Raw genomic sequence first — 13,198 nt, 5'->3', positions numbered from 1 at the left:
GTGCAGTGCTCCGGCGGCGTTCGGCAGATGCCGGCCGGCGTGCGTGATCGACAGGCTGGGCCGCATGAGATCCAGCTGTTGGGCCGTCGTCGCGGCGGGAGCCTTGACGGTCGCGCTGGCCGTTCCCGCGGTCGCCGCTCCCGTCCCGCTCACCCTGCCGACACCGTCGGGTCCGTTCCCGGTGGGCACCACCGAACTGCACCTCGTCGACGAGACCCGCACCGATCCGTGGGCACCGGGCAGATCGCGCGAACTGATGATCTCGCTGTGGTATCCGGCCACGCCCTCGTTCCGGGCCCCGGTGCGCCACCTCAGCCCGGGGATCGCGGCCTTCTACGACCAGACCGCCGCCGGCTCGGTCGGACTCGATCCCGGCGTCGCGGACTTCGCGGGCACCCGGACCCACGCGAGGACGGCCACGCCACTTCTCGGCCGCCGCCCCGTGATCCTCTACTCGCCGGGACGCGGGCAGTCGCGTTCGTTCGGCACGACGCTGGTGGAGGACCTCGCCAGCCGCGGCTACGTCGTCGTCACGATCGACCACACCTTCGCGGGCCCCGTGGAGTTCCCGGACCGCGTCGAACTCCCGGTCAGCCGCGCGGACACGGCGCTGATGATGCGGGAGAGGGTGCGCGACACCGGTTTCGTGCTGGACCGGCTCGGCTCCACCACGCTCGCCGCCGCGATGGACCTGTCGAGGGTCGGCATGGCCGGCCACTCCATGGGCGGGTTCACCGCGGCCGAGGCCATGCTCACCGACCCGCGCATCGACGCGGGAGTGAACCTCGACGGCAGCATGGACCCGAACTCCGGCCAGGCGAGCGCGCGCGGCGCCGACCGGCCGTTCCTGCTCATGGGCGGCGGGACCAGCGGTGCGGACAAGCACCCGCATGACCACGTGCACGCACCGGACTGGGCGGCGTTCTGGGCGAACTCCACCGGCTGGAAACGCGACGTCCACCTGCCCGCGGCGGAGCACGCGAGCTTCACCGACGCCCAGGTGCTGCTGCCGCAGATCGACAGCTCGCACCCGTTGCCCGCGGACAAGCTCGCGGCGGCGATCGGCACCGTCGACCCGCGCAGGAGCCTGACCGCGCAACGGGAGTACCTCGCCGCGTTCTTCGACCTGCACCTGCGCGGCCGGCACACCGCGCTGTTCGACGGCGACTCGCCCGCCTACCCGGACGCGAGGCTCGTCCCGTGACCGCGTTCCTCGACTGGCTCGCGAACCTGCCGCCGGTCTGGGTGATCGTCGCCGCCGGTGTGCTCGTGTTCGGCGAGTGCACGCTGGGGCTGGGCTTCATCGCTCCCGGCGAGACCGGCCTCTTCGTGCTCGGCACCACCGCCACCAGCCCGCCCGCGTTCGTGGTGATGTGGCTGGTGACCACGGTGTGCGCGGTCGGTGGCGACTCGGTCGGCTTCCTGATCGGCCGCCGCTACGGCGCACGGCTGCGCGAGTCGCGGATCGTGCGGCGGCACGGCGCGCAGCACTGGGACCGCGCGACCGCGTTTCTGCGCCGCAGGGGAGCGGTCGCGGTGCTGGTCGCGATCTTCCTGCCGGTCCTGCGCACGTTGCTGCCCGCCGCCGCGGGAGCCGCCGGGCTGCCGTTCCGGACGTTCCTGCCCGCCGTTCTCGTCGGCGCCACCGGGTGGTGCGCATTGCACATCGGCCTCGGCGCGGCGGCGGGGGAGACCGCGCGGCGGGTCGAGAAGCTCGTCGGGACGGGCAGCACGATCGCGGCCGTCGCCGTGGTCGTCGTGCTGGCGGTCGTGGTGCTGCGCAGGCGCAGGACCGTGAGCCGGTCAGGAATCGAGAAGCACGGGACCCAGGGTGGCGAATAGCGTTCCCGGCATGACCTCATTCGACGCGATCACCCTCGAAGTGTCCGACCTCGCGGCCGCCGAACGCTTCTACGCCAACGCTTTCGGGCTCGGTTCCCGCCTGCGCCTGCGGGCTTCGCAGGAACCGGCCACCGGCTTCCGCGGCTTCACCCTGTCCCTCACGGTGGCGCAGCCCGCGGACGTCGACCTCCTCATCGGCGGCGCTCTCGACGCCGGCGCGACCGTGCTCAAGCCCGCCGGGAAGTCGATGTGGGGCTACGGAGGGGTCGTGCAGGCACCGGACGGCACCATCTGGAAGGTCGCGACCTCGGCCAAGAAGAACACCGGAGCGGCCACCGCGCAGGTCGGTGACGTGGTGCTGCTGCTCGGCGCGACGGACATCGTCGCGAGCAGGCAGTGCTACGTCGACCAGGGCTTCACCGTGGAGAAGAGCTTCGGCCGCATGTATGTCCAGTTCGCCGCGGCCGGCACCGTGACGCTGGGGCTGTACCGGCGGCGCGCGCTCGCCAAGGACGCCGGGGTGGCGCCCGAAGGTTCCGGTTCGCACCGCGTCGTGATGATCGGCACCGGCGACTTCACCGACCCGGACGGGTTCGCGTGGGCGTCAGGGCAGCCGGCCGGCCGGCTCGGCGCGTGAGCGGACGCCGAGCTTCGGCGCGTGTTCGCCGCCGGATCCGCCCCGGCACCTCGCCGCCCGCGGTCAGTCGGTCTGACGGTCGTCGGCCGCCGCGGTCTGGGTGAGCACGGCGACCGTCTGCTCCAGCCCGCGCTGCACCTCGTCGCCCTGCGCCTCACGTACGCTGTGCAGGCTCACCGTGATGCGCGACCGTCCCGGTGCGACCTCCTCGACCTGGAGTTCGCCGTGGTAGTCGTCCGGGCCCTCGGCGCCCCACTCGAGCGTGCGACGTTCCGCGTCAGGCCGGACCCACGCCTCGCCCTCGACGTGGTGACCGTGCACCTCGGCCTCCACGTGCACCTGCTCGCCGCCCTCGGGCTCGGCCGCGGTCATCTGCGGGAAGTACCGGGGCAGGTTGCGCGGCTCGGCGAGGAAACCGAACAGCGTGTCGGCCGGGATGTCCGCCTCAGCTGTGTGCGTGTACGTCGTCATGGACGTCCGGGTACCCGGACTCCCGCACCACGAACACGTCCCTCGTCTGAGCCACCTGTTCGTGCCATCCGCGCTGGTCACGGCGGAACACGGGCGCGACGAACGCGCCGCCGAGGTACAGCGCCGCGACGGCTAGGTCCCACCAGCCGATGCCGATCAGCGGCGACACGACGGTCGCGTACGCCATGAAGCCCGTGAAGCCGAGCAGTTCGCGCAGGGCCAGCTGGAACGGGTTGGCGCGTGACCCGTCGTCGGCGCGGATCCGGTAGTGCAGCAGCACTCCGCCGATCGTCATGCCCTTCGCCGCCGCCGGCAGCAGCACCCGGAAGGCCACGAGCAGGCACACGGCCCATCGCGGATCGGAGTTCAGCAGCAGCTTCGCGATCACGATCACCAGCACGAGCTCGGAGATCAGGCCGAGGATCCGGCGCGGCACGGTCACGGTGTCGCTCGGAGCGGCCGACTCGTCGGACGAGGGCAGCCTGGGCACGACGAACGCGGCCGGCGCCATCATCCACCCCAGCAGGCCGCCGAAGGTGTTCGAGATCAGGTCGTCCACGTCGGCGATGCGGTAGGGGCACGGGTAGAAACCGAGGTTGCCGGTGAACTGCACGACCTCGATGGCCAGCGACAGGCCCAGGCTGATGGCGATGACGGCGAGCGGCCCCTTGCGGTACGCCTTGCGCAGCACCACACCCAGCGGGACGAACAGCGCCACGTTGAACAGCTGCTGCAGGAACGCCTGCGACTTCACCATCGAAAGGACGCCGGAACGCCCGTTCGCCGCCATGTTGTTGCCCATGTCGGTGACCCACTGGAACGGGACCGTCGATAGCATCTGGTCGCCCGTGCACAGCTTCGCCACGTCGGACGGGAACGGTAAGAAGATCAACGCCAGTGCCACGAGCCCGTAGGCCAGCAAGCCGTACAGGACGAAGGCCCGCCGCGGCTCGACCCGCCGGAATCGGAAGTAGTGCAACAGGACCAAGGGGAGGAGAACCAGTAGCCCGACACCCACGAACGCCAGGAAACCGGTTCGGGCGGTCTCCCAGTACGACGCCATCATGAGTCGTCCAATGCCCGCTCACGAGAAGCGCCAAACCACGATCACCAAGGTTGCGGCGAATGGATCAACCGCGCCGGGCGAGGTACACGGTGTTCGTCGATTCCCTTTCCTGCAGGGGATTCGGGAAGCTGACGACCTCGGCCCGCACGTCGGTGAAGACCTCGGCGAGAGTGGCGGAGTACTCGGTCTCGGGCGGGTCGTTGGACCACAACGCGAACACCCCGCCGGGCGTGAGCAGCGCGGCGAGGCGCTGAGCGCCCTCGGCGGTGTAGAAGTCGGCGTTGGTCGGGTGCAGCAGGTGGCGCGGTGAGTGGTCGATGTCGACGACGATGGCGTCGAACAGCCTGCCGGGCGCCGTCCCGTCGAAACCCTCGCCGGAGCGGGTCAGGGCGAAGAAGTCGCCGTGGACCAACCGGCACCGCTCGTCGGCCGCCAGCGTCCTCCCGGCGGGGATGAGACCCTGCTGGTGCCACTCGATCACCTCACCGAGGGCGTCGACGACCAGCAGCGAGCCGACGTTCGAGTGCTCCAGCACCGTCTGCGCCGTGTAACCGAGTCCGAGGCCGCCCACGACCACGTTCAGCGAGTCCCCGGAGAGTTCCGCGAGTGCGAGGTGTGCCAGTTCGACCTCGGCGACGGTGAACAGGCTCGACATCAGGAACTCTTCGTTCAGCTTGATCTCGTGGATCTCCCTGCCGGTGCCGGGCTCGAGCCGGCGGCGCAGGCTGAGCTCACCCAGCGGGGTCTGGCGGTAGTCGAGTTCCTGGAAGCGCGCGCTCATGCGGCGGCACGCTACCCCGTGTGCACGAACAGGTGACCGCAGCCGTGCGTTCGTGAGGTGTCGTCCGATGTGGACGTGGCCGAGGGGTGCGCGTCGTGGCGTTCACAGCCGCCCGTGAGAGGATTCCGGCTTCCTGGCGGGAGAACTGATGCACTTACCTGACATCCTTCTGGTGCACGGCGCGTGGCATGGTTCGTGGTGCTGGGAACTGGTGACAGCGGAGTTGCGGCGGCTCGGCCGCACCGCGCACGCCGTCGACCTGCCCAGTTCGGGATCACCCGCCGGGCTGCACGAGGACGCGGAGGTCATCCGGCACGCGATCGCGGCGATCGACCGGCCGGTCGCGGTGGTGGGGCATTCCTACGGCGGTTTCCCGGTGACCGAGGCGACGGCGGGGTCGGCGTTCGTGACCCGCGTGGTCTACCTGGCGGCGTGGGTGCCGGAGGCGGGCACGTCGATCAGCGAGGCGGCCGGAATGCCGGAGTTCGAGGCGGAGTTCGTCCCTCCTCCACCCGACGCGGTCGCCCGGTTCTACGACGACGTCGACCCGGTGCTGGCCGAGCGCGCCGCCGCGATGTTGCGGCCGCAGAGCGCCCGCTCCGCCACCGACCGGCTCAGGGGAGCCGGGTGGCTCACGATCCCGTCCACGTACCTGGTGTGCGACAACGACAAGACGATGCCGCCCGCGTCGCAGGAGGAGATGGCCGCCCGCGCGTCCTCCGTGCACCACCTGCCGTCGTCGCACTCGCCGTTCCTGTCCGTGCCCGCCGACCTGGCGGCGTTGCTGGACCAGGTCACGCTCGATCAGGCACGCGTGCGCTCGTAGTGCCGCGCGACCCGGGCCCGGTTGCCGCACACGTTGGCGGCGCACCAGACCCGGCGCCTGTTCTCCGCCAGGAACACCATCGAGCACGCCTGGTTGGCGCACGCGCGCAACGCGTCCAGCCGCTTCTGGTCCGCCAGCAACCGGATCGCCTCGCCGGCGATCGCGGCCAGCGCCGGGTGACCGTTGTAGTCGTCGTGCCAGCGAACCCCTGCCCGCGCTCCGGCTCCCCAGCCGTCGAGCCGCGGGCTCGTGGGCACCGCGGCGGCGACGGCGTTGAGGTCCGCGATCAACGCCGGATCAGGCGTGCGCTGGGTCAGGTGCGCGTCGAACAACTCCCGCAGCACCGTCCGGAGCCGGCGGGTCGCGCTCATCGTCGGCGGTGCCGCCCCAGGCAGCCGATCCGCCTGCAGGGCCCACCACTTGGCGTGCGCGGCCTCATCCGCGAGCAGGTCCTGGACCGGGTCCAGGCACAGCGCCTGCGTGTCCACCAGGTCGAGCGCTACGAGCGGTTCGGCACCCATCGGGAAACCCGCCGCCTGGAACTCGGACAGGGTCGCGACCACGGGGTCTCCTAACGCATGAAGCAACAAGCGAGACATTAGCAGATTCTCACTCGGATCGCTTGCGGCGTGGAATCTAACGCGTATACGGTCGTTCTATCCATTAGAACGAACTGAGGGAGAACGACATGCCCGCGATCCGCCACCGCCACGTCGAGGTCGACGGCCTGAAGGTGTTCGTCCGCGAGGCCGGCGACGCGAGCAGGCCGGTCATCGTGCTGCTGCCGGGCTTCCCGTCGAGCACCCGCGCCTACGTGCGGCTGATCGACCGCCTGGCCTCCGACTGGCACGTCGTCGCGATCGACTACCCCGGCTTCGGCTCGTCCGACCCGCTGCCCGGCGACCCGACGTTCGACCGGCTGGCCGAGGTCACGGGCGAGGTCATCGACCTGCTCGGCATCGGCGACTACGCCGTCTACGTGTTCGACTTCGGCGCGCCCGTCGGCTTCCGGATCGCGCTCGAGCACGACCAGCGCGTCAAAGCCGTGATCACGCAGAACGGCAACGCCTACACCGACGGCTTCGGTCCTGATGTCGAGGCGCTCAACGGGTGGTGGAGCGACAAGGCCAAGCACCAGGACGCCGTCGACTGGGTCGTCAGCCTGGAGGGCACACAGCACCAATGGCTCGCGGGCGCGAAAGACCCCGAGAACATCGACCCGGAGCAGGCGCTGGCCGACCAGGCCGTCATCGACCTGCCCGGCCGCGCCGCCTACATGAAGTCCCTGCTGTGGAACTACCAGACCAATCCCGTCCGCTACCCGTCCTGGCAGGCCTGGCTGCGCGAACGGCAGCCCCACGTCCTCGCCGTCTGGGGCCGCAACGACACGTTCTTCGTCCCGGCCGGCGCCGAGGCCTACCGCCGGGACGTGCCCTCCGCCGAGGTCGTGCTGCTCGACACCGGTCACTTCGCCCTGGAGGAGGCCGCCGACGAAGTCGCCGCTCACGTGAACGCGGTGCTGGAGAAGACTTTCGCCTGACCTGACGCCTACATCAGGATGAAGTAGGGCGAGTACGCCGCACCGGTGCGGTCTTTCCAGTCCGGCATGGTGACCGAGGAGGGCTTGTCGGCGGGGTTCCCGGAGAACTGCAGCGGGAACACGTCGGTCGGATAGCTGTTGTGCTCGCCGAAGTACGCCCATTCCCAGGTGCCGCTGCCCGCGTCCTGGACGCTCAGCACCCGTCCGTGGGAATCCTTGATCACGTAGGGCGTGTTCGCGTCGATCTGCTCCGCGGGAATCGGATCGCTCAACGTGATGACCGGACCGTCGCCTCTGGCACGGCCTGTCGAGTCCTCGCCTCTTCTGGGGGCGTGGAGGTGTCCGGCAAGCAGGTCGCCCGGGTCGGCGTGCGGCTCGTGCTGCGCCGGGACGAGGAGGTCGATGGTCTCGGTCGGGGTGATGCGCAGAATCGTCATGGCGGCCTCGGAAACGAAGGGGGTTTGGACCCGTTCAACGTTCCGCCGGCCGCCGTGGCGCGACAAGATATCTATTGGTGCGACAAGCACGACTCGCGGGAGTCATGCCGGCGAGCCACCCGGACGTGTGTCGCCGCCGGGTGAAATCCGCCCGGAGTCCACTTGACCCGGTAAAGCAGTGACCCGGAACGTTGGCGAGGTAATCCACGCTCAGCAGGGCACCACGATGCACCCGTCTGACCGCGAATTCCCCCGGCAACCTTCCGGGCCACACCACTAGTGTCCTGCGCCGGAAATTCGTCATCAAAGTATGAAGGTTGATGAGGGGAGCTTTCATCAACCTCAGGTTTGGGAAAGCTCCCCTCATCAACGTCGCGGGGCCTCAGCCACGCCGTCATCAACTGCACGCGGGGCGCTTTCGTGCGCTCCACGCGCACGAAAGCGCCCCGCGTGCGGCACAAACGGCAGGGACTTCAGCGGCGGACTTCCGGCGTAGGGCACTAGCGCAGCGCGGCCTCGATCGCCTCGGTGATCGCGGCGTCCTCGGGCTCGGTGCTCGGCCGGAACCGGGCGATGACCTGCCCGTCGCGCGAGACGAGGAACTTCTCGAAGTTCCACTGCACGTCACCGGCGGTCCCGTCGGCGTCCTCGTGCTCGACCAGCTGCTGGTAGAGGGGATGCCGGTCGGGCCCGTTGACCTCGATCTTCTCGAAGAGGGGGAACGACACCCCGTAGGTGGCCGAGCAGAACGTGGCGATCTCCTCGGACGTACCCGGCTCCTGGCCCATGAACTGGTTGCACGGGAAGCCGACCACGGAGAAACCCTCGGCCCCGTACTTCGCCTGCAACCGCTCCAGGCCCGCGTACTGCGGGGTGAGACCACACCGCGAGGCGACGTTCACGACCAGCGCCACCTTGCCGCGCACCGCGCCCAGGTCGCCGGGCTCGCCCGCGAGCGTGCGGACGGGGATGTCGTAGATCTCCATCCCGCCAACGTAGTTCATGTCTTGCGCCCACCGGGAGCGGGCACGATCCGGGCGCTCACCGACGGCGGTGGAGCGGCCACACCAGGCCCGCCCGCGTCGACCCAGTCGATCACGTCCTGCACCACGTCGTCGTCCAGCACGGACCCCACCCACACCGGCCTCGCCCCGGCGGCGCGGGCGGCCTTGCCGGGCCGCACGACGACCACGTTGGACGCCTCGCACGCGTCCAGGCAGTCGGCCACCAGCACCGGTGCGAGCCGTGCGCGCAGCACTTCGAGCTGGTAGTCGTGGTCGACCTCGGGGTGCTTGCGCTCGGTGCCGCAGCAGCAGCCGCGGCACACGGTGATCCGTGAACTCATGATCACCGTTCTACGCAGTCGAGGGTTCGTTGCACAACGAGCACATTGCGCTCGCCGTCCGGCGACATCGCTCCTGAAAGCTCGAAGTCGTGGCTGGTAAAGGAATGTGGACGATGCTCCTGCTCGCGACCGTGACGGCTTGCACACCCGCTGGACCGCAGTCGGCCAGTGTCCAGGTGAAGGTGACCGACGACGGCAGCATCCCGAAGAACGAGAGCATCTCGCTGGACGACGAGCACGCCGCGATCGCCAACCTCGACCCCGCACTGCTCACGGCCATGCGGAATGCGGCCACGGACGCGAAGCTCGCCGGGGTCGAACTGCGGGTGACGTCGGGCTGGCGCAGCCGGGAGCACCAGCAGCGGCTGCTGGACGAGGCCGTCGAGCTGTACCGCAGCGAGGAGGAGGCGCGGCGGTGGGTGCACCCGCCGGACAAGTCGGCGCACGTCACGGGCAAGGCGATCGACATCGGGCCGACGAACGCCGACGACTGGCTCATCCAGCACGGCGCGGACTACGGGTTGTGCCAGGCCTATGCCAACGAGATGTGGCACTTCGAGCTGCTGACGACCCCTGGCGGCCAGTGCCCGCAGCCGCAGGGCAACGCGGGTTAACGACCGTGGATGACGGCCAGTGCGTGCTCGCGGGCCGGTGCGCTCAACGTCGTGTTGAGCCGCTCGAACAGGGCCTCGGCCGTGACGCCGTTCCAGCCGGGGGGCAGCAATGACAGCGGTAGGCCGGGGTCGCTGTACGGCAGGCGGCGCCACGCGGTGAGCATCGGCACGTACGTCTGGAACGCCTGCTCGGGAGAGGTGGTGCCGGCGTCGAGGAAGGGGCGGTGGCGGCGCAGGAAGTCGGCGTACAGGTCGGCCAGCTCGTCGAGGTCCCACCAGGCGCGGACCTTGGAGCGCAGGTCACCGAACGCGAAGTGCCGGCCCGTGAAGATGTCCACGTACTCGGACAACCCGCGGCGCTCCAGGGTGCGGCGGGTCTCGGTGGCCAGGTTGCCCGGTGCCACCCACACGCCGGGGGCCGTGGTGCCGAAGCCGAGCTGGGTCAGGCTGGTGCGCAGGGCGTGGCGCTTCTCGCGTTCGGACTCGGGTACGGAGAACACGACCACGAGCCAGCCGTCCTCGGTGGTGGCCCGGCGGCGTTCGAAGATGCGGGTGTCGCCCTCGGCCAGGGTCTCCAGCGTGGACTCGGAGAGGGCGTAGCCGGCGCCGTCACGGCGTTCCGCGCGGACGACGCCCCGGCGCTTGAGGCGGGAGATCGAGGACCGCACGGCCTGGCCCTCCACGCCGAGGTCGGCCATGAGCTGGACGACGGAGGCCACGGAGAGCCAGTTGTGCTCACCGCGCGCGTAGAGGCCGAAGATCGTGATGATGAGCGGGCCGAGCCGGTCGCGCCCGGCGGGAGCCGCGGCTTCCACGGTCATGTCCGCGACGTCCAGTGCCCTCTCCTCACCTTGGTCGGCCGAGCTTAACGCGCGCCGAGATCGGTCAGCGTGACGGTGTTGCGCAGCTCGCCCAGGCCGCTGACGCGCGTGACGACGACGTCGCCGTCGCGCAGGAAGAGCTGCGGCTCACGGGCGTTGCCGACGCCACTCGGGGTGCCGGTCAGGATCACGTCACCGGCGCGCAGGGTCATGCCGTGGCTGAGCTCGGCGATGATCCGCGCGAAGGAGAACGCCATCTGCGCGCTGGTCGCGTCCTGCAGCAGGACCCCGTTGACCTCGCACTGCACGCGCAGCCCGGTCAGATCATCGATCTCGTCGGCGGTGGTCAGCCACGGCCCGAGCGGCATCGTCGCGTCGAGGCTCTTGCCCTTGAGCCACTGGCCGCCGTGCGCGCGTTGCAGGTCGCGCTGCGAGACGTCGTTGGCGACGAGGAAGCCGAACACGTGGTCCAGCGCCTTCTCCTCCGGGATCGAACGGCCGTCGCGCCCGATCACCATCGCGATCTCGGCCTCGTAGTCCCACTTCTGGGACACCGAGGGGTCGTAGGCGATGGCGTCGTGCGGGCCGACGACCGTGTCCGGGCCCTTGGTGAAGAAGGTCGGGCGCAGCGGGCGCTCCACCGGATCCCGGCCCTCGCGCTTGCCGGCGGACTCCTCGAAGTGGTCCCAGTAGTTCCAGCCGGTGCACAGGACGTCGCGGTTGAAGCGGTGCAGCGGCGCCTCCAGCCGCACCTCGGACAACGGCAGGACCTCGGCGGTCTCGACCGGAGCGCCGCGCACGACGTCGTCGACCGTGCACGACAGCAACGAGACGGACCGTCTCGTCTCGTCGACGACCGCTCCCCGGCGCACGCCGCCGACGGTCACAGAAGCGAGCTTCACCCGCGGACCTCCTCGACTATCGCGTTCACGTTGCGTCGATCATGAAAGCGCTATCGATTCAGCTGGGCCTGACCAGCCGGTCTTCCGGGATCACGGCGACACCGAGGATCTCGATGAGTGCCTCCGGCTGCCACAGCGAGGTGCAGCCGATACCCGCCATGGCCGGGTAGACGGGGCCGGCGAGCTCTCGCCACACCTTCCCGATCTCTTTGCCGTGCGCCTGGTAGTCCGGGATGTCGGTGAGGTAGATCGTAATGCTGACCAGGTCTTCCGGCTCTCCACCGGCTGCGCGCAACGTCGTCAGCACGTTGCCGAACGCCTGGCGGAACTGCTCGACGATCCCGCCGGGGACGATCTTCATGTCGGCGTCGAGAGCGGTCTGCCCGCCCAGGTGGAGGGTGTTGCCGGCGAGGGTGCCGTGGGAGTAACCGCGCGGCACCGGAAGGCTGGCCGGATTCACTGCTGCAGGCCTCATGAGTATTGACACTATCTGACGGTCGTGAAGAATACGAGATATGGAGCCCGACCTGAGCAAGTACCAGCTCGACGGCGACAACTCGATGTACCGGCTGCCCAGCGGCCTGGTCGCGCCGGTCGTGACGCGCGGCGGCGCCGAGAACCCGGACACCGCGAACTCCGGCGGCGCGATCCGGGTCTCGGGCGTGAGCATCCAGCACACCCCGGCGACGAGGCTGTGGTTCGGGAAGGTCACCAACGAACCGGGCTACCGCTCGGTCTCCCACCACCACGGCGAGGCCGAGACCGGCGGGTACGTGCTGTCCGGCCGCGCCCGGATCTACTTCGGCGAGAAGTTCGAGGACTACCTCGACATGGAGGAGGGCGACTGGGTGTTCGTGCCGCCGTTCATGCCGCACATCGAGTGCAACCTCGACCGCAACAACCCGCTCACGTGGATGACCACACGGACGCCGGAGAACATCGTCGTGAACCTCGACGACGTCCCGGACGAGGACCTGCGCGACTGGGTGAGCCGATGACGGCCGCACCGACGTCCGCCGTCTTCACCGACGCCATCGCACTGGAGAAGGCCGAGCCGGAGCACTTCGACCTCGCCTTCACCGCCGTCACCCAGCCCTGCCCGTGGCCCAAGGCCTACGGCGGCGACCTGGTCGCCGCGGCCGCGGCCGCCGCCATGCGTTCGGTGACCGACGGCAAGACGCTGCACTCGATGCACAGCTACTTCCTGCGCCCGGCCGACATCGGCGCCGAGGTGCGCTACGAGGTCGAGCTGCTGCGCGACGGCCGCGGCTACAGCACCCGGCAGGTCCGCGGCTACCAGAACGGCAAGCCCCTCTACGCCTGCCTCGCGAACTTCGCCGCCGGTGAGCCAGGCGGAGGCTTCCGCGCCGAGCTCACCGGCGACCTGCCCGGCCCGGAGGAACTCGAGAGCTCCGCGGACTTCCTCGCCGGACGCTCCGGTGGCTCGATGACCGAGGAGTCGAAGGCCTACTGGTCCGGCGGCCGCAGCTTCGACATGCGGCACGCCCCCGGCCCGGTCTACCTCACGGTCGAGGGCGAGAGGGTCCCGCACCAGGCCGTGTGGGTCAAGCCGTTCGACCCGCTGCGCCCGGTCGACGGCCTGACCGACGCCCAGCGCGACCTCGCCGCGCTCGCCTACGTCTGCGACTACACGATCCTCGAACCCGTCCTGCGGGTGCTCGACCTGCCGTGGGCGCGGCCGGGACTCGTCACCGCGAGCCTTGACCATTCGATGTGGTTCCACCGCGAGGGCCCGGCCGGCGACTGGCTCCTCTACGTGCAGGAGGCCGTCGCCGCCGACGCGGGCCGGGGCCTCGGGCACGGCCGCTTCTTCACCCGCGATGGTCTCCACCTCGCCACCGTTGCCCAGGAGGGCATGATCCGCGCTTCCTGACCCGCCGCCCGGGAGGACTCCA

18 protein-coding genes are annotated in these 13,198 nt (G+C 70.0%); 8 read left to right on the top strand and 10 right to left on the bottom strand.

Annotated elements, in window-relative coordinates; genetic code table 11:
- Window positions 1–64: 64 nt before the first annotated feature.
- From LX88_RS22850 to LX88_RS22840, 3 genes are read left to right on the top strand one after another with little or no spacing between them, the layout of a single operon-like run.
- Window positions 65–1,204, top strand: coding sequence for an alpha/beta hydrolase family protein (locus tag LX88_RS22850; protein WP_258949844.1), 1,140 nt, complete (start codon window positions 65–67; stop codon window positions 1,202–1,204).
- Window positions 1,201–1,842, top strand: coding sequence for a DedA family protein (locus LX88_RS22845; protein ID WP_258949843.1), 642 nt, complete (start codon window positions 1,201–1,203; stop codon window positions 1,840–1,842). Before LX88_RS22850 ends, LX88_RS22845 begins: the two co-directional genes overlap by 4 nt.
- A 10-nt stretch (window positions 1,843–1,852) precedes the next feature.
- On the top strand, window positions 1,853–2,479 hold the full coding sequence (locus LX88_RS22840; RefSeq protein WP_258949842.1) for a VOC family protein: 627 nt from the start codon (window positions 1,853–1,855) through the stop codon (window positions 2,477–2,479).
- Window positions 2,480–2,542: 63 nt separating this feature from the next.
- On the opposite strand, the gene LX88_RS22835 is transcribed toward LX88_RS22840, so the two are convergent.
- From LX88_RS22835 to LX88_RS22825, 3 genes are all read right to left on the bottom strand, one after another.
- On the bottom strand, window positions 2,543–2,950 hold the full coding sequence (locus tag LX88_RS22835; RefSeq protein ID WP_258949841.1) for an SRPBCC family protein: 408 nt from the start codon (window positions 2,948–2,950) through the stop codon (window positions 2,543–2,545).
- Window positions 2,925–4,016, bottom strand: a complete 1,092-nt coding sequence (locus tag LX88_RS22830) for a VanZ family protein (RefSeq protein WP_258949840.1) — start codon at window positions 4,014–4,016, stop codon at window positions 2,925–2,927. Before LX88_RS22830 ends, LX88_RS22835 begins: the two co-directional genes overlap by 26 nt.
- 64 nt (window positions 4,017–4,080) lie before the next feature.
- Window positions 4,081–4,797 carry a spermine/spermidine synthase domain-containing protein gene (locus LX88_RS22825; protein WP_258949839.1) on the bottom strand — a complete coding sequence of 239 codons (717 nt, stop codon included), beginning with the start codon at window positions 4,795–4,797 and terminating at the stop codon, window positions 4,081–4,083.
- Window positions 4,798–4,945: 148 nt separating this feature from the next.
- Between LX88_RS22825 and LX88_RS22820 the strand changes: the two genes are divergently transcribed.
- On the top strand, window positions 4,946–5,623 hold the full coding sequence (locus LX88_RS22820; RefSeq protein ID WP_258949838.1) for an alpha/beta fold hydrolase: 678 nt from the start codon (window positions 4,946–4,948) through the stop codon (window positions 5,621–5,623).
- Here the strand turns inward: LX88_RS22820 and LX88_RS22815 are convergent.
- A complete protein-coding gene (locus LX88_RS22815) occupies window positions 5,602–6,186 on the bottom strand; it encodes a CGNR zinc finger domain-containing protein (RefSeq protein WP_258949837.1) in 585 nt (194 codons plus the stop codon). The two genes, LX88_RS22820 and LX88_RS22815, sit on opposite strands and share 22 nt — an antisense overlap.
- Before the next feature lie 125 nt (window positions 6,187–6,311).
- On the opposite strand from LX88_RS22815, the gene LX88_RS22810 reads away from it, so the two are divergent.
- Window positions 6,312–7,163: an alpha/beta fold hydrolase gene (locus tag LX88_RS22810; protein WP_258949836.1), complete on the top strand. Its 852-nt coding sequence runs from the start codon at window positions 6,312–6,314 to the stop codon at window positions 7,161–7,163.
- Window positions 7,164–7,171: 8 nt separating this feature from the next.
- Here the strand turns inward: LX88_RS22810 and LX88_RS22805 are convergent, their stop codons facing one another.
- The 3 genes from LX88_RS22805 to LX88_RS22795 form a co-directional block, all read right to left on the bottom strand.
- On the bottom strand, window positions 7,172–7,600 hold the full coding sequence (locus tag LX88_RS22805) for a hypothetical protein (protein ID WP_258949835.1): 429 nt from the start codon (window positions 7,598–7,600) through the stop codon (window positions 7,172–7,174).
- Window positions 7,601–8,100: 500 nt separating this feature from the next.
- Entirely contained in the window at window positions 8,101–8,586 is a 486-nt protein-coding gene (locus LX88_RS22800) for a glutathione peroxidase (RefSeq protein ID WP_258949834.1), read from the bottom strand.
- Between the two features lie 14 nt (window positions 8,587–8,600).
- Window positions 8,601–8,945 (bottom strand): hypothetical protein, encoded by a 345-nt coding sequence (locus LX88_RS22795; RefSeq protein ID WP_258949833.1) that lies wholly within the window; start codon window positions 8,943–8,945, stop codon window positions 8,601–8,603.
- Window positions 8,946–9,034: 89 nt separating this feature from the next.
- Between LX88_RS22795 and LX88_RS22790 the strand changes: the two genes are divergently transcribed.
- Window positions 9,035–9,559, top strand: coding sequence for a M15 family metallopeptidase (locus LX88_RS22790; RefSeq protein WP_258949832.1), 525 nt, complete (start codon window positions 9,035–9,037; stop codon window positions 9,557–9,559).
- Here the strand turns inward: LX88_RS22790 and LX88_RS22785 are convergent.
- From LX88_RS22785 to LX88_RS22775, 3 genes are read right to left on the bottom strand one after another with little or no spacing between them, the layout of a single operon-like run.
- Entirely contained in the window at window positions 9,556–10,380 is an 825-nt protein-coding gene (locus tag LX88_RS22785; RefSeq protein WP_258949831.1) for a PaaX family transcriptional regulator, read from the bottom strand. The two genes, LX88_RS22790 and LX88_RS22785, sit on opposite strands and share 4 nt — an antisense overlap.
- A gap of 44 nt (window positions 10,381–10,424) precedes the next feature.
- Complete coding sequence (locus tag LX88_RS22780; RefSeq protein ID WP_258949830.1) at window positions 10,425–11,282, bottom strand: fumarylacetoacetate hydrolase family protein; 858 nt, start codon at window positions 11,280–11,282, stop codon at window positions 10,425–10,427.
- A 58-nt stretch (window positions 11,283–11,340) separates the two neighbouring features.
- Window positions 11,341–11,757 carry a RidA family protein gene (locus LX88_RS22775; RefSeq protein WP_258949829.1) on the bottom strand — a complete coding sequence of 139 codons (417 nt, stop codon included), beginning with the start codon at window positions 11,755–11,757 and terminating at the stop codon, window positions 11,341–11,343.
- Window positions 11,758–11,797: 40 nt separating this feature from the next.
- Between LX88_RS22775 and LX88_RS22770 the strand changes: the two genes are divergently transcribed.
- Window positions 11,798–12,280, top strand: coding sequence for a cupin domain-containing protein (locus tag LX88_RS22770; protein ID WP_258949828.1), 483 nt, complete (start codon window positions 11,798–11,800; stop codon window positions 12,278–12,280).
- Entirely contained in the window at window positions 12,277–13,176 is a 900-nt protein-coding gene (locus tag LX88_RS22765) for an acyl-CoA thioesterase (RefSeq protein ID WP_258949827.1), read from the top strand. The genes LX88_RS22770 and LX88_RS22765 overlap by 4 nt, the downstream gene beginning before the upstream one ends.
- The last annotated feature ends 22 nt before the right edge of the window (window positions 13,177–13,198 follow it).

The sequence above is a fragment of the Lentzea californiensis genome (genome assembly GCF_024648825.1).
Taxonomy (GTDB): domain Bacteria; phylum Actinomycetota; class Actinomycetes; order Mycobacteriales; family Pseudonocardiaceae; genus Lentzea; species Lentzea californiensis.
The sequence above is the reverse complement of the archived record's forward strand: the minus strand, read 5'-3'. Positions and strand labels throughout refer to the sequence as shown.

What these genes read in the sequence shown, in the direction of transcription:
- LX88_RS22800 (WP_258949834.1), bottom strand. Translation starts at nt 8,586, where the DNA reads ATGGAGATCTACGACATCCCCGTCCGCACGCTCGCGGGCGAGCCCGGC.
- LX88_RS22765 (WP_258949827.1), top strand. Translation starts at nt 12,277, where the DNA reads ATGACGGCCGCACCGACGTCCGCCGTCTTCACCGACGCCATCGCACTG.
- LX88_RS22830 (WP_258949840.1), bottom strand. Translation starts at nt 4,016, where the DNA reads ATGATGGCGTCGTACTGGGAGACCGCCCGAACCGGTTTCCTGGCGTTC.
- LX88_RS22825 (WP_258949839.1), bottom strand. Translation starts at nt 4,797, where the DNA reads ATGAGCGCGCGCTTCCAGGAACTCGACTACCGCCAGACCCCGCTGGGT.
- LX88_RS22795 (WP_258949833.1), bottom strand. Translation starts at nt 8,945, where the DNA reads ATGAGTTCACGGATCACCGTGTGCCGCGGCTGCTGCTGCGGCACCGAG.
- LX88_RS22835 (WP_258949841.1), bottom strand. Translation starts at nt 2,950, where the DNA reads ATGACGACGTACACGCACACAGCTGAGGCGGACATCCCGGCCGACACG.
- LX88_RS22840 (WP_258949842.1), top strand. Translation starts at nt 1,853, where the DNA reads ATGACCTCATTCGACGCGATCACCCTCGAAGTGTCCGACCTCGCGGCC.
- LX88_RS22805 (WP_258949835.1), bottom strand. Translation starts at nt 7,600, where the DNA reads ATGACGATTCTGCGCATCACCCCGACCGAGACCATCGACCTCCTCGTC.
- LX88_RS22775 (WP_258949829.1), bottom strand. Translation starts at nt 11,757, where the DNA reads ATGAGGCCTGCAGCAGTGAATCCGGCCAGCCTTCCGGTGCCGCGCGGT.
- LX88_RS22850 (WP_258949844.1), top strand. Translation starts at nt 65, where the DNA reads ATGAGATCCAGCTGTTGGGCCGTCGTCGCGGCGGGAGCCTTGACGGTC.
- LX88_RS22770 (WP_258949828.1), top strand. Translation starts at nt 11,798, where the DNA reads ATGGAGCCCGACCTGAGCAAGTACCAGCTCGACGGCGACAACTCGATG.
- LX88_RS22785 (WP_258949831.1), bottom strand. Translation starts at nt 10,380, where the DNA reads ATGACCGTGGAAGCCGCGGCTCCCGCCGGGCGCGACCGGCTCGGCCCG.
- LX88_RS22820 (WP_258949838.1), top strand. Translation starts at nt 4,946, where the DNA reads ATGCACTTACCTGACATCCTTCTGGTGCACGGCGCGTGGCATGGTTCG.
- LX88_RS22810 (WP_258949836.1), top strand. Translation starts at nt 6,312, where the DNA reads ATGCCCGCGATCCGCCACCGCCACGTCGAGGTCGACGGCCTGAAGGTG.